Source organism: Rhodococcus sp. IEGM 1305 (genome assembly GCF_030058635.1).
GTDB classification, from domain to species: Bacteria; Actinomycetota; Actinomycetes; order Mycobacteriales; family Mycobacteriaceae; genus Rhodococcus_F; species Rhodococcus_F opacus_D.
The window spans coordinates 45,911-70,640 of record NZ_JASHKX010000004.1 but is presented as its reverse complement, the minus strand read 5'-3'; the positions used below and the strand labels follow the sequence as shown (position 1 = coordinate 70,640).

At 68.0% G+C, this 24,730-nt stretch carries 22 protein-coding genes and 1 pseudogene; 12 read left to right on the top strand and 11 right to left on the bottom strand.

Annotated features, from left to right (window positions below):
• Positions 1-200: 200 nt before the first annotated feature.
• On the top strand, positions 201-1,415 hold the full coding sequence (locus tag QM693_RS10090) for an acetyl-CoA C-acetyltransferase (protein ID WP_283352221.1): 1,215 nt from the start codon (positions 201-203) through the stop codon (positions 1,413-1,415).
• Positions 1,416-1,483: 68 nt separating this feature from the next.
• Here QM693_RS10090 and QM693_RS10085 read toward each other — a convergent pair whose 3' ends face one another.
• On the bottom strand, positions 1,484-2,278 hold the full coding sequence (locus tag QM693_RS10085) for an LLM class F420-dependent oxidoreductase (RefSeq protein WP_005264455.1): 795 nt from the start codon (positions 2,276-2,278) through the stop codon (positions 1,484-1,486).
• 237 nt (positions 2,279-2,515) lie between these two features.
• Between QM693_RS10085 and QM693_RS10080 the strand changes: the two are divergent.
• Positions 2,516-2,994, top strand: a pseudogene (locus tag QM693_RS10080) (nitroreductase family deazaflavin-dependent oxidoreductase).
• Positions 2,995-3,000: 6 nt separating this feature from the next.
• Here the strand turns inward: QM693_RS10080 and QM693_RS10075 are convergent.
• From QM693_RS10075 to QM693_RS10065, 3 genes are all read right to left on the bottom strand, one after another.
• Positions 3,001-3,525 carry a TIGR04338 family metallohydrolase gene (locus tag QM693_RS10075; RefSeq protein WP_041811575.1) on the bottom strand — a complete coding sequence of 175 codons (525 nt, stop codon included), beginning with the start codon at positions 3,523-3,525 and terminating at the stop codon, positions 3,001-3,003.
• The gene (locus tag QM693_RS10070; RefSeq protein WP_280779340.1) at positions 3,522-4,340 is read right to left on the bottom strand and encodes a DUF2786 domain-containing protein; all 819 of its coding nucleotides are present in this window, start codon (positions 4,338-4,340) and stop codon (positions 3,522-3,524) included. The genes QM693_RS10075 and QM693_RS10070 overlap by 4 nt, the downstream gene beginning before the upstream one ends.
• A 73-nt stretch (positions 4,341-4,413) precedes the next feature.
• Positions 4,414-5,382, bottom strand: a complete 969-nt coding sequence (locus QM693_RS10065; protein WP_283352220.1) for an ABC transporter substrate-binding protein — start codon at positions 5,380-5,382, stop codon at positions 4,414-4,416.
• A gap of 62 nt (positions 5,383-5,444) precedes the next feature.
• Here QM693_RS10065 and QM693_RS10060 point away from each other — a divergent pair, with 62 nt between their 5' ends.
• The 7 genes from QM693_RS10060 to QM693_RS10030 all read left to right on the top strand — a co-directional run bounded on the left by QM693_RS10060 (position 5,445) and on the right by QM693_RS10030 (position 13,778).
• On the top strand, positions 5,445-6,374 hold the full coding sequence (locus tag QM693_RS10060; RefSeq protein WP_283333296.1) for a ferredoxin family protein: 930 nt from the start codon (positions 5,445-5,447) through the stop codon (positions 6,372-6,374).
• Positions 6,375-6,709: 335 nt separating this feature from the next.
• Positions 6,710-7,783: an ABC transporter ATP-binding protein gene (locus QM693_RS10055; protein WP_283352219.1), complete on the top strand. Its 1,074-nt coding sequence runs from the start codon at positions 6,710-6,712 to the stop codon at positions 7,781-7,783.
• 159 nt (positions 7,784-7,942) lie between these two features.
• The gene (locus QM693_RS10050) at positions 7,943-9,217 is read left to right on the top strand and encodes an ABC transporter substrate-binding protein (RefSeq protein ID WP_283352218.1); all 1,275 of its coding nucleotides are present in this window, start codon (positions 7,943-7,945) and stop codon (positions 9,215-9,217) included.
• Between the two features lie 15 nt (positions 9,218-9,232).
• On the top strand, positions 9,233-10,282 hold the full coding sequence (locus QM693_RS10045; protein ID WP_283352217.1) for a carbohydrate ABC transporter permease: 1,050 nt from the start codon (positions 9,233-9,235) through the stop codon (positions 10,280-10,282).
• On the top strand, positions 10,279-11,172 hold the full coding sequence (locus tag QM693_RS10040) for a carbohydrate ABC transporter permease (protein WP_005249640.1): 894 nt from the start codon (positions 10,279-10,281) through the stop codon (positions 11,170-11,172). The genes QM693_RS10045 and QM693_RS10040 overlap by 4 nt, the downstream gene beginning before the upstream one ends.
• A gap of 62 nt (positions 11,173-11,234) precedes the next feature.
• Entirely contained in the window at positions 11,235-11,426 is a 192-nt protein-coding gene (locus QM693_RS10035; RefSeq protein ID WP_105420079.1) for a hypothetical protein, read from the top strand.
• A gap of 132 nt (positions 11,427-11,558) precedes the next feature.
• Complete coding sequence (locus QM693_RS10030; protein ID WP_502942623.1) at positions 11,559-13,778, top strand: transglycosylase domain-containing protein; 2,220 nt, start codon at positions 11,559-11,561, stop codon at positions 13,776-13,778.
• Here QM693_RS10030 and QM693_RS10025 read toward each other — a convergent pair.
• From QM693_RS10025 to QM693_RS10000, 6 genes are all read right to left on the bottom strand, one after another.
• Positions 13,775-15,025, bottom strand: coding sequence for a T3SS (YopN, CesT) and YbjN peptide-binding chaperone 1 (locus QM693_RS10025; RefSeq protein WP_283352216.1), 1,251 nt, complete (start codon positions 15,023-15,025; stop codon positions 13,775-13,777). The two genes, QM693_RS10030 and QM693_RS10025, sit on opposite strands and share 4 nt — an antisense overlap.
• A gap of 136 nt (positions 15,026-15,161) precedes the next feature.
• Positions 15,162-16,244: an inositol-3-phosphate synthase gene (locus QM693_RS10020; protein ID WP_141470615.1), complete on the bottom strand. Its 1,083-nt coding sequence runs from the start codon at positions 16,242-16,244 to the stop codon at positions 15,162-15,164.
• On the bottom strand, positions 16,237-16,794 hold the full coding sequence (locus QM693_RS10015) for a PadR family transcriptional regulator (protein ID WP_005264441.1): 558 nt from the start codon (positions 16,792-16,794) through the stop codon (positions 16,237-16,239). The genes QM693_RS10020 and QM693_RS10015 overlap by 8 nt, the downstream gene beginning before the upstream one ends.
• A 237-nt stretch (positions 16,795-17,031) precedes the next feature.
• Entirely contained in the window at positions 17,032-17,823 is a 792-nt protein-coding gene (locus QM693_RS10010; protein WP_283333291.1) for a DUF1707 SHOCT-like domain-containing protein, read from the bottom strand.
• Between the two features lie 7 nt (positions 17,824-17,830).
• Entirely contained in the window at positions 17,831-18,655 is an 825-nt protein-coding gene (locus QM693_RS10005) for a DUF1707 SHOCT-like domain-containing protein (protein WP_283352215.1), read from the bottom strand.
• Between the two features lie 15 nt (positions 18,656-18,670).
• Positions 18,671-19,525 carry a DUF1707 SHOCT-like domain-containing protein gene (locus QM693_RS10000; RefSeq protein ID WP_283352214.1) on the bottom strand — a complete coding sequence of 285 codons (855 nt, stop codon included), beginning with the start codon at positions 19,523-19,525 and terminating at the stop codon, positions 18,671-18,673.
• Between the two features lie 88 nt (positions 19,526-19,613).
• Here QM693_RS10000 and QM693_RS09995 point away from each other — a divergent pair, with 88 nt between their 5' ends.
• From QM693_RS09995 to QM693_RS09985, 3 genes are all read left to right on the top strand, one after another.
• Positions 19,614-20,045: a DUF5318 domain-containing protein gene (locus QM693_RS09995; RefSeq protein WP_029539769.1), complete on the top strand. Its 432-nt coding sequence runs from the start codon at positions 19,614-19,616 to the stop codon at positions 20,043-20,045.
• 399 nt (positions 20,046-20,444) lie between these two features.
• Positions 20,445-22,721, top strand: a complete 2,277-nt coding sequence (locus QM693_RS09990; protein WP_349307496.1) for a transglycosylase domain-containing protein — start codon at positions 20,445-20,447, stop codon at positions 22,719-22,721.
• 22 nt (positions 22,722-22,743) lie between these two features.
• Positions 22,744-24,348: a glycosyltransferase family 87 protein gene (locus QM693_RS09985; protein WP_283352213.1), complete on the top strand. Its 1,605-nt coding sequence runs from the start codon at positions 22,744-22,746 to the stop codon at positions 24,346-24,348.
• On the opposite strand, the gene QM693_RS09980 is transcribed toward QM693_RS09985, so the two are convergent.
• Entirely contained in the window at positions 24,345-24,632 is a 288-nt protein-coding gene (locus tag QM693_RS09980; protein WP_009476441.1) for a CD225/dispanin family protein, read from the bottom strand. The genes QM693_RS09985 and QM693_RS09980 overlap by 4 nt on opposite strands.
• Between the last annotated feature and the right edge of the window lie 98 nt (positions 24,633-24,730).

Sequence of the window (24,730 nt, the reverse complement as noted above, 5' to 3'; positions counted from 1 at the left end):
GTGCAAGAAACGGCCTCGGGGGCTCGAGTTCGGGCGGTTCGTTGTCGGTTGAGCACAATCGCGACCGTCCGGGGGTTGACACCGTGCCGCGGGCGTGGTCAATATATGCGAACGCTTAGAAAATAAGCACATGCTTAGAACTGAGGGGCTGCAGGTCCGCACCGACTGCCGTCCACCACGTCAATCGGTAGGAGTTACTCATGCCCGAGGCCGTCATCGTTTCCATCGCTCGTTCCCCGATCGGTCGCGCCATGAAGGGATCGCTCAAGGGCATGCGCCCCGACGACCTCGCCGCGCAAATGGTCCAGGCGGCACTCGACAAGGTGCCCGCCCTCGACCCCACCGACATCAACGACCTCATCCTGGGCTGCGGCCTGCCCGGCGGCGAGCAGGGTTTCAACATGGGCCGCAACGTCGCCGTCCAGCTCGGCTACGACTTCATCCCCGGCACCACCATCACCCGGTACTGTTCGTCGTCGCTGCAGACCACCCGCATGGCACTGCACGCGATCAAGGCCGGTGAGGGCGACGTGTTCATCTCCGCCGGCGTCGAGACCGTGTCCCGGTTCACCGCGGGCAACTCCGACTCGCTGCCCGACACCCAGAACCCGCTGTACGCCGACGCGCAGACCCGCACCGAGAAGCTCGCCCAGGGCGGCCAGCAGTGGGTCGACCCGCGTGAGGAGGGCCTGGTCCCCGACACCTACATCGCGATGGGCCAGACCGCCGAGAACGTCGCGCAGATCACCGGCATTACCCGCGAGGAGCAGGACCGGTGGGCGGTGCGTTCGCAGAACCGCGCCGAGGAGGCCATAGGCGCCGGCTTCTTCGCCCGCGAGATCACCCCGGTGACCCTGCCCGACGGCACCGTCGTGTCCACCGACGACGGCCCGCGTGCCGGCACCACCTATGAGGCCGTCAGCCAGCTCAAGCCTGTGTTCCGGCCGGACGGCACCGTCACCGCCGGCAACGCGTGCCCGCTCAACGACGGCGCCGCCGCCCTGGTGATCATGTCCGACACCAAGGCCAAGGAGCTGGGGCTGACCCCGCTCGCCCGGATCGTGTCCACCGGGGTGTCCGGTCTGTCGCCGGAGATCATGGGACTCGGCCCGATCGAGGCGTCCAAGCGGGCCCTCGCCATCGCGGGACTGGGCATCTCCGACATCGACCTCGTCGAGATCAACGAGGCGTTCGCGGTGCAGGTGATCGGGTCGGCGCGGGAGCTGAACATCGACGAGGACAAGCTCAACGTGTCCGGTGGCGCGATCGCCCTCGGCCACCCGTTCGGCATGACCGGTGCCCGCATCACCGCGACCCTGCTCAACAACCTGACCACCCACGACAAGCAGTTCGGCCTCGAAACCATGTGCGTCGGAGGCGGACAGGGCATGGCCATGGTCCTCGAGCGGCTGTAGGCGGCTCCGCCGCCCGTGCGCCTTTTTGGTAGCCAGAACAACCACAAAGGCGCACGGGTGCGAAGCGCCTACGCCAGGCCCGACAGCGGCGGCGGGGTGTTCTCGTCGCGCCAGGCGATGGCCTCCTTCAGCGTGCCGAGGTCGTAGTCGGGTCCGCCCACACCGACGGTGAACAGGGTGACGCCGGCGTCGACGTGGGCTGCCGCGTCGTCGACACCCGGCCACGACGTGGAGTGCTGGATGCTGTCGGGGCTGCGTCCGGCATCCCGTGCGTACCCGGCGAGGATCCCCGACTTACGTTTGTACGTGTCCATGTCGCTGAAGCTGTGCCAGATGTCGCCGTACTGCCCGACCAGCGGCAGTGTCTTCTTCTCGCCGCCACCGCCGATGAGGATCGGAATGTGCCGGGTGGGTGCGGGTTCCAGCTTGCCGAACCGGGCGGTGATCCGCGGAAGGTACTCGGCGAGCAGGTTCAGCCGCGATCCCGCGGTACCGAATTCGTAGCCGTACTCGTCGTAGTCGCGCTCGAACCAGCCCGAGCCGATGCCCAGGATCAGCCGTCCGCCGCTGATGTGGTCGACGGTGCGGGCCATGTCGGCGAGCAGATCCGGGTTCCGGTAGCCGGCACACGTGACGAGTGCGCCGATCTCCACCCGCTCCGTCTGCTCGGCGAACGCCCCGAGCATCGTCCAGCACTCGAAGTGGGCGCCGGCCGGGTCGCCGTACAGCGGATAGAAATGATCCCAGTTGAAGACGATGTCGACGCCGGCGTCCTCGGCGCGCAGTACCGCGTCGCGGATCAGCCCGTAGTCGGGCGCGTGTTGCGGCTGAAGTTGGACACCGATGCGAACTGGACGAGTCATTCGTGGCTCCTCGGAGTAGACGTTGGGCCTTCTCGATCCATAGTGCTCGCGCGACGGTCGGGCGCACAACGAACCCGCCGAGCGGGCGATTTGAGCGGGCGAATGTACCGTCCGGCGCCCCAGATACGCCAAGCGGTACATTCACCCGGTTGTCGGCGCGTCTTCCGCCCATCGTCTCCGAATTGGACGAGGACGCATCACCACCCGACTGCACGGCGGACGTGGAAGACTGGGTGTGTGAAGGTCACGCAGAGGCCTGACCCGCCCACCGGCATCCGGCGGGCGTTCTTCCGCGCGCCGATCTACCTCTACCGCGTCCACCTCGGTTTTCTCCTCGGGGGCCGATTCCTGCTCCTCGAACACGTCGGGCGCAAGACCGGCGCCCGGCGGCAGGTCGTGCTCGAGGTGGTCAACCACGACGCCGTCGGCGACGGCTACGTGCTGGCCGCCGGGTTCGGTCCCAAGTCCGATTGGTACCGGAACCTGCGGGCGCAGCCGAACGCGAGGATCCAGCTGGGCCGCCGGCGACTGTCGTCACAGCCGAATTCCTCGACCCCGAGACCGGTGCGGACTTCATGGCGCACTACGGGTCGGAGCATCCGAAACTCGGAATGCGGATCGCCCGAGGCATGGGCTTCGACGTCGACGGCAGCGCGGCCGACTTCCGGGCGGCCGGCCGTGGGATCCGTTTCGTCCGGCTGCGCCCCCGCGCCTGAGGCACCTCAGTTCAGCCGTACCCCGCCCGCCAGGAGCATGGTCCGTAGGACGAAAGCCGCCTCGGGGCCGATGATCTCCCCGACCAGGGTGAGGTAGCGGTCCACGTACTCCGGTCCGTGCGGTGCGACCGTCGGGTACTCGGGGTCGGACGGATCCAGGTGATGGGCCACCTCGTGGAGCACCACCAGTTCGCGGAACGCCCAGGCATTTCCGTTCCGATGCTCGGGGACCGCGATTGTGGCGCAATCGCTTTCGTAGTGGGCGGCCTTGTTGCCCGACCGCGCGCGGACGTGAACCGGGGTGGCCGCCCGCGTCCACGTCGACCGCACCCAGTTCAGGGCGAGCACCCGGTCGACGTAGTCCTGCACCGAGTCGATCGACGCGAATTTGCGTTCCACCGGCAGCGTCACCTGCGACCCCATCACGTCCACGACGCGCAGCCCGCGCTCGTCGGCGCGGTCGAACATGGTGCGCACGAGGGCTTCCGCGTCGTACACGGCGGTCCGCTGAGTGTCGCGGGGTCGCTTCACGACGGGATCTGCTTGCGGGCGGTCGACAGTTCGGGTGAGTTGCTCAGGCGGGCGGTCCGGGCGGCGCGGTCGCCTGCCCGGCGGGCGCTCGACGAATGTCCTGCGGACGCCCGCCCTCCGCGCCACGTGCCGCGGGCCTGCGAGTTCTCCGAGTAGTAGTCCTTCAGCTCGAGCTGTTTGTCGCGCAGGACCAGCGCCGTCTCCGCCGACGACTCCGGCACGGACACCGCCTGCTCCTCGGCCTCCTTCTTGGCGTCGGCGAGGCGCTGCCCGATCCGCGCGGCGTAGGCGAGCTGGAAGTTCAACCGGGCGGTGACACCGGCGACGGGGCGCCGCACCCGTGTCGCGACGCGGCGGCGTCCGCGCGTCTCGACCTGCGTCCGCACCGTCGTCTCGCCGCGGTACTCCCCCGACTTGATGTAGGCGTCGGACGCCCGGACCATCTGGATCAGCAGGCTCGCGTACAGGGCTTCGCAGACGTCGATGTCGCCGGCGAACCCGTACGCGTAGATGACGGCCGACGTCTGGGCGATGTCGCACTGGACGTCGTTGGCGGCGGCGATCACCAGGAACAATTGCGCGTACGTGCGCAGCCCCTTCTTCCCCGGTTCACCGATGGTGATCAGGCGCTGCGTGGGAGTGGCGCGCTTCTCCCGGCCTGCCGCGTGTGCGCGCGCCACCGCGAGGTCGATCGAGGAGGCGGTGGCGAGCCGCTGGGCGGCGGCCATGAAGGCCTCGCCCTCGTGCGGGTTGTCGGTGGATTCCGCCTGCCGGAGGAGCCCACCGATGCGGGTCAGCATCTTGTCGGAACTCACCCAGGCAGGCTAGCCCCCGTGCGCCTTTCTGGTCGTCGGCGCTACCAAAAAGGCGCACGGGCGGCGGAGCCGCCTACAGCCGCTCGAGGTCGTCGAGGATCAGGTTTGCGCCGGTGAGGCCGATGCCGGTTATCCACACCCGGTAGTCGGTCTGGCGGACACCGTCGCGTCGTGACGGCCCCATCTGCCCGATGAGTACGGGGTCGATCCCCAGTTCTCCCGGTGCGGACGTGTTGGCGACGAACGCGATGTCGGAGTCGATCTGGCCGACGTTCTCGAGCGAGATCTCGGACATGTCGTTCTTCGCGTCCCACGGCTGCCCGGTGATGGTGTAGCCGGCCGCGGTCAGCACGGAACCGGAGAAGGTGCCGGGCCCGTGCAGGCGCAGACCGTCGTCCATCACGCGGATGACGTGCGCGGTGCGTCCCCGGTTGGTTTCGGTCAACGCGGCGGCGCGAGCGTGGAACGCCGACAGCTTCTGCTCGGCTGCTTCCGTCTCACCCATGGCCTCGGCGAACAGCCGCAGCGTCCCCTGCCAGTCGACCGCAGGCGACACGGAGAAGACGGTGGGCGCGATCGCGGACAGCGCGTCGTACAGGTCGCCGTGCCGCTGCTTGCTGCTGAGGATGAGGTCGGGCTGCAGCGCGGCGATCGCCTCGAGGTTCGGTTCGGCGATCGATCCGACGACGGTGGTGCTGTCGAGACCGCCGCCCAGGTAGGCGGGCAGCGCGTCGGCGGAACCGGCCTGAGCAGCCCCGACCGGTGTCTTCCCGAGCGTGACGACGGTGTCGATAGGCAGGCTGTCGAGGGCGACGATGCGACTGGGCCGGTTGCTCACCGTCGTCGTGCCCATGGCGTGGGTGACGGTGCGCTGGGCGCCGCTGTCACTGCCGGTTGCCGCGTCGGGTCGCGCGCAGGCGGCGGTGAGGGCGGCCAGTGCGGCTGCTCCCAGCCCGGCCCCGAATTCGCGTCGCGTCAGGGCGTCGACGATCTCCTGCCATTGGACGTCGGTGACATTCGGAGAGCACGTGGCTGAACGCATCCTGGACCTCGATCTCGAAGGGGGTAGAAGATAGGCGAACCTAACCTTATACAGTCTGCTGCGTGAGCGTGCAGACGACGATGTCGCCCGAGGGGTGGAGGCCACCGGCCTGCGCGGCGCTCTCCCGGTCACTCCAGGAGCCGTTGTGCGGCACCGCGCCCCGGGTGCGCGGCTGGCTGCTGATCGAGCAACCCGGACCGTGGGGCCGCGACCGGCTCCGGCAGAGCCGCCTCGACCCTGTCCTGGGCGACGCGCTCGCCGCCCGGTGCGCCGACGCGGGAGTGCGTCCGGTGCTGATCCGCACCCGGCAGCGCCGCGACGTCGCCGCCGGACGTCACGTCTACCTCGTGCGTCCCGGACGAGCCGACGGCTGGGCGGAGCGTCTGCTGGTGCGTGAGGACCGGGAGCTGCTCGACCTCGATCTCGACCTGCCACCCGGAGTGGGGGAACGCCTCGACCCCACCGAGTCACTGTTCCTCGTCTGCACCCACGGCAAGAAGGACGCCTGCTGCGCGTCGTTCGGACGCCCCGTCGTCACCGGCCTCGGCCACCGCGACGGACGGGTCTGGGAGTCGACGCACGTCGGCGGCGACCGGTTCGCCGCGACCGTGGTGTGCCTGCCGTCGGGCATCTACTACGGCCGGGTCACCGCGGAGTCCGCGGAACACATTGTCGCCGAACACGATCGCGGACGCGTGGTGCTCGAGCACTATCGCGGCCGGTGCACCGACGACCCGGTGATGCAGTTCGCCGAGCACACCGTGCGGGCCGAGCGGTCGCTGCTCGGACTCGACGACGTGATCCCGCTGTCGGCGGTCCCACGCCCGGACGGAGACACCGACGTCCTGGTCCGGCACCCGGACGGCACCGACCTGGTTCGGGTTCGCACGACCCGCGCCGAACCCCGCCTGACCGCCTGCAGCGCGGGTGTCGTGGACAGCCCGGACCGGTTCGAGGCGGCTCCGCCACCCGTGCGCCGTTCTGGTAGCTAGGGCAACCATAAAGGCGCACGGGCGCGAAGCGCCCCTTGCGGCAGGAGGTCTCGTTGCGGTTGCGCCGGCGACTCGTGGTGTTCACGCGGAATTCACCGCGCCGATTCATCGGCACATTCATCCCCAGCTGTGGAGAAACCTGTAGATGAATGCCACCAACATGATTCGGACCGAGGCTAATTCGGCCGAATCGTCATCGGTGGCTTCGCGACGAGGCCTGACGGCGGTTGCGCGAGCCGATCATCCACCGACCCGTAGGTGAGTGAGAAAGTGCGTCAACAGGTACATTCTCACGCACCTGTGCGCGGCGCCGGGTAGAAGGGACTTCGACGTTCATGGCCACAGTGACCTATGACGGTGCCACCTGCCTGTTCCCCGGCTCGGACAAACCGGCCGTCGATACGCTCGACCTGAAGATCGAGGACGGTGAGTTCCTGGTCCTCGTCGGCCCGTCCGGCTGCGGCAAGTCGACGTCGCTGCGGATGCTGGCCGGGCTCGAGGACGTCCACAGCGGACGGATCCTCATCGGTGACCGCGACGTCACCACCCAGGAACCCAAGGAACGCGACATCGCGATGGTGTTCCAGAACTATGCGCTGTACCCGCACATGTCGGTGGCCGAGAACATGGGTTTCGCGCTCAAGCTCGCCGGCGCCGCGAAGGACGACATCCGCACGCGTGTGGAGGAGACGGCGAAACTCCTCGACCTCGAGCCGTACCTGGACCGCAAGCCGAAAGCGCTGTCCGGCGGTCAGCGGCAGCGCGTCGCGATGGGACGTGCCATCGTCCGGCAGCCGCAGGTGTTCCTGATGGACGAGCCGCTGTCCAACCTCGACGCGAAGCTCCGCGTGCAGACGCGCACCCAGATCGCGCAGCTGCAGCGCCGGCTCGAGACGACGATGGTGTACGTGACGCACGACCAGGTCGAGGCCATGACGATGGGCGACCGGGTGGCGGTGCTGAAGGACGGGGTGCTGCAGCAGTGCGCGTCGCCCCGCGACCTCTACAACCGGCCCGCCAACGTGTTCGTCGCCGGCTTCATGGGGTCGCCGTCGATGAACCTCTTCACGCTGCCGATCACCCCCGACGGGGTCGTGCTCGGCGACGCGACCATTCCGCTGCCCCGGCAGCTGCGCGCGGATACCGACGAACGTGAGGTCGTCGTCGGGATCCGCCCCGAACACCTGGAACTGTCGACCACCGGTATCCCGATGGAGGTCGCGGTGGTGGAGGAACTCGGATCCGACGCCTACATCTACGGCCGCAGCACCGTCAACGGGGAGACGCAGCAGTTGGTGGCCCGCGCCGACTGGCGGAACCCGCCCCGCAAGGGTGACCTGGTGAAACTGCACGTCGACCCGTCCCAGGTGCACCTGTTCTCGGCGTCCGAGGGCTACCGGCTGAGCTGAACCGGCGGTGAACGGAACGGCTCGTGACCGATTCAGGTCGGGGGTAATGCGGCACTTCGACGGTGTTCCATGCCACAGTATGTTCCGACACCGCGCCGGTGCCGCGAGTTCTGTCGTGCCGGTAACGGGTTCATCCACATCTACCTACGGGGAGACTCCATGGTTCAGATTTCGAGAGCGGTCCGGCGCGCCGCGGTGTTTGCCACCGCTGCCTCGCTGGTCACGCTCACCGCTTGCTCGAGCGACAGCGGCAGCGACTCCACGTCGGAGAACCTCGACGGTCGCGGACCCATCACGTACGTCGAGGGCAAGGACACCACCGAGACCGGTGTCGTCCGCCAGATCATCGACGTGTGGAACGCCGAGCACCCGGACGAGCAGGTGACGTTCAAGGAGCAGTCGAATGACGCCGATCAGGCGCACGACGACCTGGTCCAGCACCTGCAGGCCAAGCAGTCCGACTACGACGTCGTCGCGCTCGACGTCCCCTGGACCGCGGAGTTCGCGGCCAAGGGCTGGCTGCAGCCGCTGACCGGCGAGTTCGCGGTGGACAACACCGGAATTCTCCCCGCCACGGTCGACAGCGCCACCTACAACGGCACCCAATACGCCGCGCCGAAGAACACCAACGGCGGCCTGCTGTACTACCGCAGCGACCTGCTGCCCGCCGCACCGAAGACGTGGGCCGAGCTGGCCGCCGCGTGTGAGGTCGCGAAGACCAACAACATCGACTGCTACGCCGGTCAGTTCGCACCGTACGAGGGCCTGACGGTGAACACCGCCGAGGTCATCAACGCGTACGGCGGCTCGTTCGTCGGCGAGGACGGCAAGACGCCGACCGTCGACAGCCCCGAGGCCCGCGCAGGCCTGCAGGTGCTGGTCGACAACTTCAAGAACGGTGACATCCCGGCCCAGGACACCACGTTCAAGGAGCCCGAGAGCCAGAAGGCGTTCGAGGACGGCAAGGCGTTGTTCCTGCGCAACTGGCCGTACGTGTACGGCACCGCCGACAAGGATTCGTCCGCGGTCAAGGGCAAGTTCGCGGTCGCCCCGCTGCCCGGCAAGGACGGCATCGGCGCCTCGACCCTCGGTGGCTACAACGCGGCCATCAGCGCGTACTCCGAGAACAAGGCCACGGCCCGCGACTTCCTGACCTTCCTGCAGGGTGAGCAGGCGCAGCGGATCATCGCGCTGGGCTCGCTGCCGCCGGTCCGCGCTGCGCTGTACGACGACCCGGAGATCATCGCGGCCTACCCGTTCATGCCGACGCTGAAGGTGTCGATCGAGAACGCCGTCCCCCGTCCGGTCACGCCGTTCTACCCCGCCGTGTCGAAGGCCGTGCAGGACAACGCCTACGCTGCCATCAAGGGTGAGAAGTCGGTGGATCAGGCGATCACGGACATGCAGTCCGGCATCCAGTCCGCAGGCTCGTAGAGCACAGGAGTGAACATGGCCGTTCCGACTGGGACCACCAGTGGAGCGCCGGCCCGTCCCGCGGCCGGGGATAACGACCCCGGCCGCGGTTCGCGTGAGGTGAACGAGAACAGGCGACGCTTTGGGCTGAGCAGTCGCCGCGCGTGGCTGTTCGTCGTCCCGACGCTGGCCGTGCTGGCCGTCGTCATCGGCTACCCGGTGATCCGGGCAGTGGTGATGTCGTTCCAGAAGGACGCGGGACTCGATCCGACGACCGGCATGTTCGTCGAGGGCGGCTGGGCCGGGTTCACCAACTACACGCACTGGATTCTGCAGCAGTGCACCTCCCCGAGCGGGGTGGCCGTGGCGTGTCCGCCCGGCACGCTCGGCTCGCAGTTCTGGTCGGCCGTCGGGAACACCGCGTTCTTCACGGTCGTCACGGTGGGCCTCGAGGTCGCGATCGGCCTGTGGATGGCGATCATCATGGGCAAGACGTTCAAGGGCCGCGCCCTGCTGCGTGCGGCGGTCCTGATCCCGTGGGCCATCCCGACCGCGGTCACCGCCAAGCTCTGGTACTTCATCTTCGCCTACGACGGCATCGCCAACCGCCTCCTCGGCACCGAAATTCTGTGGACGTCGGACGCGTGGCCCGCGCGATTCGCGGTGATCATCTCGGACGTCTGGAAGACCACCCCCTTCATGGCCCTGCTGATCCTCGCCGGCCTGCAGATGATCCCGCAGGACGTGTACGAGGCGGCTCGGGTCGACGGCGCCTCCGCGTGGCAGCGGTTCCGGCAGATCACGCTCCCGCTGGTGAAGCCGGCGCTGATGGTCGCGATCCTGTTCCGCACGATGGACGCCCTGCGCATGTACGACCTCCCCGCCATCCTGACCGGCGGCAACCCCGCCACCACGACGGTGTCGATCCTCGTGGTCGACCAGGTGCGGCAAGGATTCAACAGCGCGTCCGCGCTCTCCACCATCACGTTCCTCCTGATCTTCGCGGTGGCGTTCGTCCTCGTGAAATTCCTCGGTGCCAACGCCGTCGAGACTCAGGAAGCCCAGCGAAAGGGGCCGAAGTCGTGACCCATCGCGCCCCGGAGCTCGAACTCCCGAGCAGGCCCGTCCGCCGCAACCGTCCGAAGCGGTTCGCTTTCAAGAACTCCCGCATCTACATCGGTGTCGCGATCATCCTCGTCTGGGGGCTTGCCCCGTTCTACTGGATGATGGTGACGGCGTTCCGCGACCCCGACTACACGTTCGACACCACACCCTGGCCCACGCACGTCACGCTCGAGAACTTCCAGAACGCGTTGTCGACGAGCAGCGGCAACAACTTCACCCGGGCCGTCGTCAACAGCATGATCATCGGCGGTATCACCACCGTCGTCGCCCTCGCCGTCGGCATCTTCACCGCCTACGCGCTGGCCCGCATCGAGTTCCGGTTCAAATACGTGGTGGTCGGGATCGTGCTCGGCGCGTCGATGTTCCCCGTCGTCGCCCTCGTCACCCCGCTGTTCCAGCTGTTCACGAACATCGGCTGGATCGGCACCTACCAGGCGATGATCATCCCGAACATCTCGTTCGTCCTGCCGCTGACCATCTACACGCTGACGTCGTTCTTCAAGGAACTCCCCTGGGAGCTCGAGGAGGCGGCCCGGATCGACGGCGCCAGCCGCGGTCAGGCGTTCCGTCTGGTGATGTTGCCGCTCGCGGCGCCCGCCCTGTTCACCACCGCCATCCTCGCGTTCATCGCGACCGTCAACGAATACCTGCTCGCCAGCCAGCTCTCCAGCGACGCCACCGAACCGGTCACGGTCGCGATCGCCCGGTTCTCCGGCAACGACCCGCACGTCGTGCCGTACGCGGCGATCATGGCGGCGGGCACGATCGTCACCATTCCGCTGGTGATCATGGTGCTGCTGTTCCAGCGTCGCATCGTGTCGGGCCTGACGGCCGGCGGCGTGAAGAGTTGACGGTCGAGCGGAGCGAGGGGAAAGGTGTCGGTCGAGCGGAGCGAGGGGAATAGGGTTCGGCCATGCATCCGGTGGCGAAGCGGCAGCGGCTCGAGGTTCTGATCGGCGTCCTCGGGTTCTTCACGGTGATGGCGTTCATCGCCGCTGTCGTCGAGGTCGTCCGCGGCGACCCCGGCGTCACCCCCGCGCTGGTGTTGCTCGGATGCCTGGTGCTGTCGGGGCTGGCGATCGTCGCCCGGAATCGGGTGCACTGAAACAGTACGGTCGGTATGGATATTTGCTGACCGTTAGCGCGGCGAGCGTCACACTCGAGGCCGTTCACATAACATACGTACGGGTGGGTGCGATGATCCTCCGTGACCGGATAACTGACCGGGAGTGTGGAAGTGAGTTCTGGCAACGACGCGACGGGCAATCATGCCTCCGAACCGGGGGGCACACCGCCCGTGGACGACGGTGCGGCTGACACGACCACTCCACCACCGGACGGGCAGAAGAAGTGCAACCGGTGGCGCACGGTCCGCCGGGTCAGCCTGGTCGTGATCGCGTTGCTGCTGGTCGTCCCCCTCGTCGGGTTCCTGGTCAGTTACGTCCGCGCCGAGGTCCCGCGCCCGTCGGACATGAAGACCAATCAGGTGGCCACCGTCTTCGCCGCCGACGGCACCACCGAGCTGACCAAGGTGATCCCGCCGGAGGGCAACCGCACCGAGATCGCGCTCGACGCCATTCCTCAGCACGTCCGCGACGCCGTCCTGTCGGCGGAGGACCGCAACTTCTACTCCAACCCCGGCTTCTCCGTCACCGGATTCATGCGTGCCGCCCGCGACAACGTCCTCGGCAAGGAAAGCGCGGGCGGCGGGTCGACGATCACGCAGCAGTACGTGAAGAACGTGCTGGTCGGCGCGGACCGCAACGTGTACCGCAAGATGCGCGAACTCGTGATCTCCACCAAGATGGCCCGCGAGTGGTCCAAGGACGAGATCCTCGCCGCCTACCTGAACACCATCTATTTCGGCCGCGGCGCGTACGGCATCGAGGCGGCGTCGCGCGCCTACTTCGACAAGCCCGTCGGCGACCTGTCGGTGGCCGAGGGCGCGGTGCTCGCCTCCGTGATCCAGAGCCCGTCCTACCTCGACCCCGAGGCCAACCTCGACCAGCTGCAGGCCCGCTGGAACTACGTCCTCGATGGCATGGTCGCGATGGGTGTGCTCGCTCAGCAGGACCGCAGCGCGACCGAATTCCCGGTCACCGCCCCGTCCAACCGGCCCACCGACGCCAACTCCGCGCCGGGGCCCGACGGCCTGATCCGCAACCAGGTGCTGCGCGAATTGTCGGACGCGGGGATTTCCGAGCAGACTCTCAACACCGAGGGTCTGCAGATCACCACCACGATCGATCCGAGGGCGCAGCAGTCCGCGATCGAGGCCGTCCACGACAACCTCGAAGGGGAGGATCCGGGGCTGCGGACCGCAGTCGTGTCGATCGATCCCCGCACCGGCGGGGTGCGCGCGTACTACGGCGGCGAGGACGGCGCCGGCTTCGACTACGCCCAGGCGCCGTTGCAGACCGGGTCGTCATTCAAGGTGTTCGGCCTGGCCGCCGCACTGGAACAGGGCATCCCCCTCTCCGCCCGCTTCAGCAGTGCTCCGCTGACGGTCGGCAGCGTGCAGATCGGCAACGTCGAGGGCGAGTCCTGCGGCACGTGCACCATCGCCGAGGCGACGAAGCGGTCGCTGAACACGAGCTTCTACCGGTTGATGATGTCGCTGGACAACGGTCCGCAAGCCATCGCCGACGCCGCCCACAAGGCGGGGATCCCGGAGTTCATCCCCGGGGTGCAGGGCAAGACGCTCAGCGAGAACGGCGGCGAACCCGAGGGCGGCATCGTCCTAGGCCAGTACCTGTCGCGGCCGATCGACATGGCGTCCGCGTACGCGACTCTCGCGGCGTCGGGCATCTACCACCAGCCGTACTTCGTGCAGCGGGTCGTGACCGCCGACGGCGTCGTGCTCCTGGACCGTGCGCCGAGCCCGGGTGAGCGCCGGCTCGATGCCGCGGTGGCCGACAACATCAGCCAAGCTCTGATGCCGATCGCCTCCTACTCGCGTGGCCACGCCCTGGCGGGGGGACGCCCGTCCGCGGCGAAGACCGGCACGGCGCAGCTCGGGGACACCGGTGAGAACAAGGACGCCTGGATGGTCGGTTACACGCCGTCGCTGGCGACGGCGGTGTGGATCGGCAAGGCCGACGCCACCGCCATCAACAACAGCTGGGGCGGCCTGATCTACGGTTCGGGTCTGCCGTCCGACATCTGGAAAGACACGATGGACGGCGCCCTCGAAGACACCGATTGGGAAGACTTCCCGTGGCCCGACCCGATCGGCGGCCAGGCCGGTGTGCCCACGTGGTCCGGTCAAACCAGCGGCGACGGAACGGGAACCGGCACCAGTGGGGTTGTCCCGCCGCCCGGTGCCCCCACCCCGGCGCCCGTCGAGGTTCCGCCCCCGGCCGTCCCGGTCCCGCCCGTCCCCCCGGTGCCCGCACCCGTCCCGGCGCCGACCCAGATCGAAATCCTCCCGGGCGTCATCATCCCGCTGCCGGGTTAGCCGAGGTTCTGAATCCCGCCGCGCGGCGGAGTCCTGTTCGGCAGCACCACAACCCGCAGCGCGGCGCGGAGGCTTTCCTTCGTCTTCGCCCAGGCCGTCGCCTCGTCCTCGCACATGTCGGCCTCTTCGGGCTCCTCGTCGCGGGCGAGTTCCGCGTTGTGACGCCACTCGAACTCCTGCTCGGTGCAGAGCCGGAGGAACTCGAGGATGGTGTCGCGGTCGCGTCCGCAGATCTCCGCCACGTCGTCCGGGTCGAGCCCGCTCTCCGAGTCGAGGTGGATCAGGGTCACGAGCGCGGCGGGGAACTCGTCCTCGCATTCGTGGTCGGCGTACGAGGACGTGGCGCCGGGTGTGGAATTGAGTTTGCCGCCGAGCTTTTCGGCGAACGCGTCGTCGACGGTGTCCACGAAATGCTCGAACATCCGGAACACCGACACCAGATGATCCGCGACGAACGGTGACCCGTCGACGCGCATGACGGCAACCACGTTGTCGACGATGAGCAGGAACTTGATGTCGGGCCACTGGCGGTTGAGGTCGGCGAGCGCCTCCGCGGTGCGCGTGCGATCGCTGATCGTGTGGACCACGCGGGCGAACACCTCGACGCGGGCGTCCTCCTCGATCACCCGCACATACGTGGGGAGGTCGCCGACCCACACGAGGATGTCGCCGTCCGCGTCCTTGCCCGGTGCCTGATCGAGCATCGATTCGACCGCGGCATCGACACGGTCGCGCAACCCGGCGCCGTCACGCAGCTGGGCCGGGGCGTCAGCAGAGCCGAACTCCGGAGTCTCGTCCCGGCCACCGGTGATCGCCTTCAGGAACGAGGGATGCAGAAGGTCCCAGATCTCCCGGAACACGGTGACCGTCATCGACGCCAGCAGGTGGGCGTCCTCCCGGTCGGCGTCGAGGTAGTACGACGCGGAACCGTTGCCCTCGTCGACGTGCTCGCACTGGTCGGGGCGGTTCCAGCCGAGCTCGATCAGCCGATCGTGCTCCTCCTCGGTGAGCGCCCGCGCCGGGTGCAGGAAGCGGTTGGACGGCACCTCGCACCGCACCTTGTCGCCGGCCCACGCGAAGAACCGCACGCACGCGGCGGTCTCGACGAGGCCGTCGTCGACGCTGTCGTACTGCGACTGCAGCACCAGTTCGTCGTCGTCCTCCATAGCGTGCACGTACCCGGTCAGACGGTCCTGGAGCTCGGTCCAAGCGTCGTCGATCTCTCGATCGAAAGTGTTGTCGGACATCACGCCTCCCTCGATGAATCCTGGGTGTCACCGTAGAGGGAGGGTCTGACAAGAAATCGAACACAAAGGCGAATGCACCTTTCATCGCCGTGAAGACGACGAAAGGTGCATTCGCCCGATATTGCTGCGTGGTGAACTACGCGTCGATGATGAACGCCTCGAGCTCGGTGCGAGCCTTGTCGTCCGCCATCTGGACCGGCGGGGACTTCATCAGGTACGCGGACGCCGGGTAGACGGGTCCACCGATGCCGCGGTCCTTGGCGATCTTGGCTGCGCGGACGGCGTCGATGATGATGCCGGCCGAGTTCGGGGAGTCCCAGACCTCGAGCTTGTACTCCAGGTTCAGTGGAACGTCACCGAAGGCGCGACCCTCGAGGCGGACGTACGCCCACTTGCGGTCGTCGAGCCAGCCGACGTGATCCGACGGGCCGATGTGCACGTTGCCCGGACCGAGGTCGCGCGTCAGGTTCGACGTCACGGCCTGCGTCTTGGAGATCTTCTTCGACTCCAGGCGGTCACGCTCGAGCATGTTCTTGAAGTCCATGTTGCCGCCGACGTTCAGCTGCATCGTGCGGTCGAGCTGCACGCCGCGGTCTTCGAAGAGCTTCGCCATCACGCGGTGGGTGATGGTGGCGCCGACCTGCGACTTGATGTCGTCACCGACGATGGGGACGCCGGCGTCCTTGAACTTCGCAGCCCACTCGGGGTCGGAAGCGATGAACACGGGCAGGGCGTTGACGAACGCGACGTTCGCGTCGATGGCGCACTGGGCGTAGAACTTGTCGGCGTCCTCGGAACCCACGGGAAGGTACGAGACCAGCACGTCGACCTTGGCGTCCTTGAGAGCCTTGACGACGTCGACGGGCTCGGCCTCGGAGATCTCGATGGTCTCGGCGTAGTACTTGCCGATGCCGTCGAGGGTGGGGCCGCGCAACACCGGAACGTCGGCCGGCGGGACGTCGGCGATCTTGATGGTGTTGTTCTCGCTGGCGAAGATGGCCTCGGACAGGTCGAATCCGACCTTCTTGGCGTCGACGTCGAACGCGGCGACGAACTGGACGTCGCGCACGTGGTACTTGCCGAACTTGACGTGCATGAGGCCGGGAACGGTCGCCGTCTCGTCGGCGTCCTTGTAGTACTGCACGCCCTGAACCAAGGACGAGGCACAGTTCCCCACGCCCACAATGGCCACGCGCACCGCGGTGCTGTTCTCACCCATGGTCGGGTTCTCCTTTTTTCTTAGGTGTTGCTGTCGATTGCTCGGCGGCGATCAGCTCGTTGAGCCAGCGCACTTCACGCTCACTGGATTCGAGACCGAGCTGGTGGAGCTGCTTGGTGTAGCGATCCAGCGTGCCGCTCGCTTTTCCGATCGCGTCGCGAAGCGCCTCACGACGCTCCTCGACCTGGCGTCGTCTGCCTTCGAGAATCCGCATCCGCGCCTCTGCGGGAGTGCGGCTGAAGAAGGCGAGATGAACGCCGAATCCGTCATCGGTGTAGTTCTGCGGACCCGTGTCGGCGACCAGTTCCTTGAACCGCTCCTTGCCGATCGGGGTGAGCTGGTAGACGCGGCGGGCGCGACGCTTGACGGTCCCCGGAGGGCCTGCGTCCTCGGCGATCAAACCGTCTGCCTGCATGCGTCGGAGCGTCGGGTAGAGGGAACCGTACGAAAAGGCGCGAAATGCACCCAGTAGTCCCGTCAACCGTTTGCGCAGCTCGTATCCGTGCATGGGTGACTCGTGGAGCAGCCCGAGAATTGCCAATTCGAGCACGTCCACCCCCTGAGTCGCCCGACCTAACCGCGTGATGCGATTCAAAACTATATCGCACCGATATATAGGAGGATACGCGCGCTCGATACATGGGACAAGCCGTCACAGGTTGTTAACACCGGTCCGGGTGTCCGGCTGCGTCGCCGAATGTCACACCGGTGCCGTCTGACTGAACGAATGTCACATCGGGCGACCAACCAGCGGCCGACGGAACCCAGCGGGCACGACCCCGGACGCTCAGTCCTCGTAGGGGTAGATGTCGAACGGTTCGCCGTCGAATCCGACGACCATGTGTCCGGTGTGGCCGGCGGCGTTCTTCACGTGGATGGAGATGGTCGGCGGTCCGTCGTCGGACCCGGGTTCGTACCGGAAGGAGACGATCTCCACCGCGCCGTCGGGGACGCGCAGGGTTTCGGGTGCCCCGGCGAGCAGGCGGGCGATCGCAACCTGGTCGACGGTGCCGAGGTCGAAGGACTTCTCGTCGTCGGATCGGGTGGAGGAGCTGCCCCAGTCGTCGAATTCGCCGTCGTAGAGGTAGGAGTCGGATTGCCGGGCGTTGCCGGCGGACGGCCGGTCGAAGACGGCGTGGGCCGGGTAGAGGCCGAGTTCGTCGGCGACGGTGTCGCCGTATTCGGCGCGGTACTCGTCGAGGAAGAAGTGCAGCCCGGCGCCGGTGGTGAGCTTCGGCACCGATTTCGCCGGGCCGAGGTCGCTGTTCGCGACGGCCCCGGCGATGCCGCCCACGGCAGCTGCGGCGACGACGAGGACCGCGGCATACACCCACCGCCGCGACGATCGGCGGCGTCGCGGCGACACGACGGGGCTGGCCGCGAGCCGGCTGGGGATCTGGAGGTCCCCGATGAGGCGGTCCAGTTCGTCGAACGTCTTCGCCCGCATCGCCGTGGAGGTGCGGGAGGCGTGTTCCTCCGCGGACAGTTGCCCGTCGGCGAGCGCGGCGTCGAGCATCCCGCAGGCGTCGGCGCGGTCGGAGTCGCGGGCGCGGATTCCCGCGAGTGTGGTGCTGGGCATCTGCGTCCTATCGGCCGAAGGGGTAGACGCTCAAAGGCTCACCGGACGGGGCGAGTTCCATGTGTCCGCTCTCGCTGAATTCGTTGGTCACGTAGATCGACACGCTGGGGCCGTCCTCGTCGGCTTCGAACGAGATGTGGCTGACTTCTCCGTCGGGGACGTTGAGGCTCACCGGGGCACCCACGACCGTTCCGCCGATCCGATCGAGGTTCAGCGTCGACAGGTCGAACACGGGTGTGTCGACCTTCCGGGTGGTCGGGGGTCCCGACGGCGTGAACCCGCCGCGGTAGTCGTAGCGGACCATCCGGTTCGGTTCGAGGGGAAGCGCGCGTTCGAGGCTGGCGTGGCCGCCCTCGTAGAGGGTGAGGTCGTCGACGATCAGGTCGCCGAACTTGGTGCGGTACCGGTCGAGGAACACCTTCATGCCCTCGGGGGTGACGGGATTCGGCGTCGCGACGACCAGCGGTTCGACGGAATCGAAATCGACCTGCTGCGCGACAGGGGTCACGGTGGCCTGCGCGTCGTCGCTGTCGACGAGCGTGAAGGCGCCGACGGCCGCCACCACTGCAGCGACGGCGACGGCGGCCGGGAACCAGTGCTTGGCGGTGTCGCGTGGGGGACGTGCGTCCGGTGGTGCGTCGGCGGGTCGCTGCAGGTCACTGACCAGGACCTCGAGGTCGGCGAGGGTGCGCGCCTCCGCGGCGAGTTCGGACATCGCGCGGTGTTCCGCCTCGTTGATCTGGCCGTCGCCGAACGCGGCGTCGAGCAGTGCGGACGTGTTCGCTCGATCGACGTCGCGTGCCCGCGTGTTCGGTGGGTATCGGCTGGCCACGGGTGGATCTTAGAACTAGTTCGCGGGGTTCACCTGCCATACGTCTCCGCCGAGCGTCGCCCGCAGATAGCCCCCGCCGGTCTGTTGCTTGTCGTAGACGTACACGTTGATCGTCGGTCCCTTGCCGCCGTCGGCGAGGAGAACGTGCCCGATGGTGCCGTCCGGGACTCCGACCAGCCGGGGTGCGTCGGCGATGAGCGCGACGAGGGCCGGCACGTTTACCTGCGCGAGGTCGACCTCGCCGGTTCCGGGGAGGCGCTGCGTGCGGATGCCCGACGTCTTGAACCCGCCGCGGAAGTCGTACCGGTCGACCTTGTCGGGCGCGTCCGGGGCTGTCCGCGACAGGATCGCGTACTCGTCGTACAACCCCAGTTCGTGGACGGTGAGGTCGCCGAACCTCTGCCGGTATTGCTCGAAGAGGGCGTGGATCCCGTCCTGGGTGAGGGGCTGCGCCTGGCCCACGATGATCGGTTCCACCGCGGGCACCTCGACCTCCGGCTGGGCGAGTGGCTTGTCGACCTGCACCGGGACCGGTGGCGTGGCGGGGTCCGGGCCGTCCTGCTCGGTGAGCGCGAGACCGACCGCGCCGACCGTGATCACCGCACCGCACGCGAGCGCGATCCGCAGCGCCCGGCGGGGCGATCCCGGTGTCCGGACAGGTGCCTGTGCGGTGATCGACGACGGCAGCTGCAGGTCGCTGATCAGCAGGTTCAGTTCGGCGAGGGTCTTCGCCGACATGGCCTGGGCGGTGCGGTCGTGGTACTCGCCGGCGCCGAGCTGCCCGTCGGCGTAGGCGGCGTCGAGCTGGCTGCATGCGTTGACCCGATCGAGGTCACGTGCGCGAGTCTGCGAGGACGGTCCTGAGGCCACACCGGCATCGTAGTGCGGCAACCGTGTTTGACCAGCGTCACTCGACCGACCCCTTCTCTCCGGACGCGACGCACGTACTCTGGTCTCCGTGCGGATACAGCGGCAGGTGGTGGACTATGCGCTTCAGCGCCGGTCACTCCTGGCCGAGGTCTACTCGGGCAGGACAGGTGTCACGGAAGTGTGTGACGCCAGCCCCTACCTGCTTCGTGCCGCAAAGTTCCACGGCAAGGGCAGTGATGTGGTGTGCCCGATCTGCCGTAAGGAGCAGTTGACTCTGGTCTCCTGGGTCTTCGGTGACAAGTTGGGCCCGGTGTCGGGTTCGGCTCGTACGGCCGAGGAGCTGGTGCGTCTCGCGTCCACTCAGGAGGAGTTCTCGGTTCACGTGGTCGAGGTGTGCCGGACATGCAGCTGGAACCATTTGGTCCAGTCCTATGTTCTCGGTACCGTGCCCGAACCGAAACGGCCCAGGCGTTCGTCGCCACGGCCGCGGCCTCCGAGCCGTCGAACCGCGAGCGAGTAGACACGCCCGAACACGGACGCGGGCAGAAGAGTGCCCACAGACGTAACGCAGGACTGAAGCCGGTCCACAACCACTGGAGATTTGTACGTGAGTTCCCCCCGCAGCAACGCCCCGGGTGATCGACCGAACGGACCGAGACGACCGAGTGGCCCCCCGCCACAGGGACGCCCCGGAGGTCCACCACCCCGCGGCGGACAGCCTGCGGGTGGGCCCCCGCCGGGCCGATCGGGCGGCCCGCCGCCGCGTCGGATGCCGCCTCCGCCCCCGCAGGGTGGTGGCCGTCCCCCCGGCCCGCCGCCTCGTCGTCCCGGTCCGCCGCCGCAGGGTGGTGGGCGTCCGCCGGGTCCCCCGCCGCGTCGTCCGGGCCCGCCGCCCGGACGCCCCGCAGGCGCGCCCCCGGTGGCGCGTAACCAGTCGGGTCCCGGTGGGCGCCCGCCGGGACCTCCGCCGTCGAACGGTCGCAAGACCGGCGGCGGCCGCGGTGGCGAACCGCCCAAGGGTGGAAAGAAGGCGGCTGTGAAGAAGTCGCGGTGGAAGATCGTTCGCCGGACGGCGTACGCGTGCGTCGCGATGGGTCTGATCATTCCGATCCTGCTGTTCATGGCGGCGTACGTCGTCCAGGACGTCCCGCGGCCCGGCGACCTCAAGACCAACCAGGTGGCGACGATCTACGCATCCGACGGAACGTCGGTGCTGAGCAAGGTCGTGCCGCCGGAGGGCAACCGCACCGAGGTGACGCTCGACCAGATCCCGAAGCACACCCGTGACGCGGTGCTCGCTGCCGAGGACCGGGACTTCTACTCGAACCCCGGCTTCTCGATCGGTGGGTTCGCGCGTGCCGCCCGCGACAACGTCCTGGGCAAGGACAGCGCCGGCGGTGGCTCGACCATCACGCAGCAGTACGTCAAGAAGACGATGGTCGGTTCCGAGCGTTCGCTGACGCGAAAGATGAAGGAACTCGTCATCTCGTCGAAGATGGCCCGCGAGTGGTCCAAGGACGACATCCTCGCCGCGTACCTGAACACCATCTACTTCGGGCGTGGTGCGTACGGCATCGCGGCCGCGTCGAAGGCGTATTTCAACAAGCCCGTCGACCAGTTGACGGTCGAGGAGAGCGCGGTGCTGGCGTCGTCGATCCAGCTGCCGTCGCTGCTCGATCCGGAGAACAACCCGGAGGGTGCGCAGGCGCGCTGGAACTACGTGCTCGACGGCATGGTGTCGGCGGGAACTCTGGAGCAGTCGGCCCGGTCGGTGATGCAGTACCCGCCGTACGTGCCGATCGCGCAGGTCGACAACGGCAACCAGGACTCCGGGCCGGAGGGCCTGATCAAGAACCAGGTTCTGCGGGAGCTGGGTGAGGCGGGGATCAGCGAGCAGCTGCTCAACACCGAGGGCCTCGAGATCACCACGACGATCGACCCCGTCGCCCAGGCGGCGGCGGTGGATTCGGCGCGCTCCAACATGGAGGGTGAGCCGGAGAACCTGCGGACCGGTGTCGTGTCGGTCGATCCGAAGACCGGCGCGGTGCGCGCGTACTACGGCGGCGAGGACGGCGGCGGGTACGACTTCGCGAACGCGGGACTGCAGACCGGTTCGTCGTTCAAGGTGTTCGGTCTCGCCGCGGCCCTGGATCAGGGCATTCCGCTGTCGCAGATGTACGACAGCTCGGAGCTCACGGTCAACGGCATCACCATCAGCAACGTCGAAGGCGAGGGCTGCGGCACCTGCACCATCGCCGAGGCGCTGAAGCGTTCGCTGAACACCAGCTTCTACCGTCAGGAACTCGAACTCGACGGTGGACCGCAGGCGATCGCCGAGATGGCCCACAAGGCGGGCATCCCGAAGGAGATCCCCGGCGTCGGGCCGTCGCTGACCGAGCCCGACGGCAGCGGTCCGAACAACGGCATCGTGCTCGGCCAGTACCAGTCGCGGGTCCTCGACATGGCGTCGTCGTACGCCACGTTGGCCGCCTCGGGTACGTACCACGCGCCGCACTTCGTGCAGAAGGTCGTCAGCGCCGACGGAACGGTCCTGCTCGACCGCGGCGGCGACACCGGTGAGGACCGCATCGACAAGGACGTCGCCGACAACGTGACGTCGGCGATGGAACCCATCGCCGGGTACTCGCGCGGCCACAACCTGGCGGGCGGACGCCCGTCGGCGGCAAAGACGGGTACCGCGCAGCTCGGTGACACCGGCAAGAACAAGGACGCCTGGATGGTCGGGTACACCCCGTCGCTGTCCACGGCGGTCTGGGTGGGCACCACGGACGGTCAGGCGCTGGAGAACAGCGGCGGCGCCATGATCTACGGTTCCGGTCTGCCCTCCGACATCTGGAAGGACACGATGGACGGCGCCCTCGAGGGCACGGACGTCGAGAAGTTCCCGAAGCCGGGTGCGATCGGTGGCCAGTCGGGTATCCCCGCCTATTCGGCACCGGCACCGACCAAGACGTCGGCGCCGCCGACGAGCACGTTCCAGCTGCCGACGGAGCTCGTGCCGCCGGTGGTCGTGACGCCGTCGCCGGTCGAGATCCTGCCCGGGATCACCATTCCGATTCCGGGTCTGGCACCGAGGCCGACCACCGCGGCCCCGGCGGTTCCGGAGGAACCGGAGACGACGACGCCGCCGAACGCCGGTAACGGCAACGGCCAACAGCAGGTTCCGGCCCGTTAACGGCGACCGGTAGCCTCGCGGAGTGGCCGACAACCCTGACGCGCACGCCGTCCGCGACGCGGGTGAGACGGGATTCGTCTCGCCCGCGCCGCTGGCGAAGGATCGGCGTTCCGCGGATTGGCGGGACCTTCCCGGGCGCACCGACCCGCTGACCGCCGACCTCTCCGGGGTGATCGGTGGTCCGGTCGGACGGCATGCGGTCGTCGGGCGCAGCCGGTTCTTCACGCCGATGCGCGCCATTCTGTTGCTGGCGATCGTGTTTCTCGCGCTCGGCTGGTTCGCGAAGGCGCCGTGCATCCAGCAGGCGCCGGTCGGCGAGAACGGCGCGCTCGGGCTCGACTGGAGTGGCAGCCGGCAGTACGTCGCCATGTGCTACTCGGACACGGTCCCGCTGTACGGGGCGGAACGGCTGAACGAGGGCGCCTTCCCTTACAAGAAGTGGTGGGAGGAAGACGCCGGCAACGGCCAGACCCAGCGCCGCTACATGGAGTACCCGGTGATCTCCGGGCTCTACCAGTACGGCGCGATGACGATCGCGAAGTCGTGGGATGCGGTGCACTGGCTGCCCGGTGCGCTGCAGGTAGCGATCTATTTCAACGTCGTCGCGTTCGGTCTGGCGCTGGCGTGGCTGGTCACCGTCTGGGCGAGTGCGCTGCTGGCCGGACGGCGCATCTGGGACGCCGCGCTGATCGCAGTGTCCCCGCTGGTGATCGTGCACGTGTTCACGAATTTCGATCCCCTCGCAACGGCTTTCGCTACGGGTGGGCTGCTGGCGTGGTCGCGGAAACGGCCGGTTCTCGCCGGAATCCTGCTCGGGCTCGGTGGTGCCGCCAAGCTGTATCCGCTGCTGCTCCTCGGACCTCTGCTGGTGCTGTGCCTGCGCACGGGCAAGGTCCGTGAGTGGTCGGTGACGGCGCTGACCGGTATCGGCGCGTGGCTGGCGGTCAATCTGCCGATCGCCCTGCTGTTCCCACGCGGATGGGCCGAATTCTTCCGGCTCAACTCCGAACGCGGCGCCGACCCGGACTCCGTCTACAACGTCATCTCGTCGTTCACGGGCTGGACCGGATTCGACGGGATCCTGTCGGCCGGTCAGGCGCCCACCGTGCTCAACGCGGTGTCGTTCCTGCTGTTCGCCCTCGTGTGTGTCGGGATCGGGTACATCGCGCTGACGGCGCCGCGACGGCCGCGGCTGACCCAACTGTGTTTCCTGCTGGTCGCGGGTTTCCTCCTCACCAACAAGGTGTGGAGCCCGCAGTATTCGCTGTGGCTCGTCCCGCTGGGTGTGCTCGCGTTCCCGCACCGGCGGATCCTGCTGGCCTGGATGACGATCGACGCGCTGGTGTGGGTGCCGCGGATGTTCTACTACCTCGGCGTGTCCAACAAGGGACTCCCCGAGCAGTGGTTCACCGCCGCGGTGGTGGTCCGCGACATTGCGGTCGTGGTCATCTGCGCGCTGATCATCCGCCAGATCTACCGGCCCGGCGAGGACCTCGTGCGATACGGCTTCATCGACGATCCGGCGGGCGGCGTGCTCGACCAGGCGCCCGATGCGCAGCCGCGGTGGCTGCCCGCCTGGCTACGGCCGCGGCCGCCGGTAGAATCGGCTCCCGCTCACAGCGTTTAGGGCTTCGACAGCACCAGCGCCGCCCCGACCGCGAACACCGCGATCGACAGGCCGAGGGCGATGGCGCGGATCGACCACTGTCGGGCGTCGGCGGCGGCGCGCACCGAAAGGTCGTATTCGCCCCGCTCCCACAGTCGGTGGACGGTGAGCGAGCGCAGCAGTGCGACGATGCCGAACGGCACGAACGCGATGATCGCAACAATGGCCAGCGGCAGACTGCTGGCGGGCGGCGGTGCCAGCGGCCCGCTGTGGTCCGCCGAGGTGTCCTGCTGCTGCGACGTCATGCGTTGCCTCCCCGTGGTGGAGCCCACGACCGTGGGCGACGAGGTGGAGTATAGACCGTCGAGATTCCCGACTGTGCAGTGCCTTTCGCGCGGCGGGC

Bases quoted from the DNA above. Each gene is read 5' to 3' on its own strand.
- QM693_RS10090 (WP_283352221.1), top strand. From the start codon at position 201: ATGCCCGAGGCCGTCATCGTTTCCATCGCTCGTTCCCCGATCGGTCGC.
- QM693_RS10085 (WP_005264455.1), bottom strand. From the start codon at position 2,278: ATGACTCGTCCAGTTCGCATCGGTGTCCAACTTCAGCCGCAACACGCG.
- QM693_RS10065 (WP_283352220.1), bottom strand. From the start codon at position 5,382: ATGCGTTCAGCCACGTGCTCTCCGAATGTCACCGACGTCCAATGGCAG.
- QM693_RS10055 (WP_283352219.1), top strand. From the start codon at position 6,710: ATGGCCACAGTGACCTATGACGGTGCCACCTGCCTGTTCCCCGGCTCG.
- QM693_RS10050 (WP_283352218.1), top strand. From the start codon at position 7,943: ATGGTTCAGATTTCGAGAGCGGTCCGGCGCGCCGCGGTGTTTGCCACC.
- QM693_RS10045 (WP_283352217.1), top strand. From the start codon at position 9,233: ATGGCCGTTCCGACTGGGACCACCAGTGGAGCGCCGGCCCGTCCCGCG.
- QM693_RS10035 (WP_105420079.1), top strand. From the start codon at position 11,235: ATGCATCCGGTGGCGAAGCGGCAGCGGCTCGAGGTTCTGATCGGCGTC.
- QM693_RS10025 (WP_283352216.1), bottom strand. From the start codon at position 15,025: ATGTCCGACAACACTTTCGATCGAGAGATCGACGACGCTTGGACCGAG.
- QM693_RS10020 (WP_141470615.1), bottom strand. From the start codon at position 16,244: ATGGGTGAGAACAGCACCGCGGTGCGCGTGGCCATTGTGGGCGTGGGG.
- QM693_RS10010 (WP_283333291.1), bottom strand. From the start codon at position 17,823: ATGCCCAGCACCACACTCGCGGGAATCCGCGCCCGCGACTCCGACCGC.
- QM693_RS09980 (WP_009476441.1), bottom strand. From the start codon at position 24,632: ATGACGTCGCAGCAGCAGGACACCTCGGCGGACCACAGCGGGCCGCTG.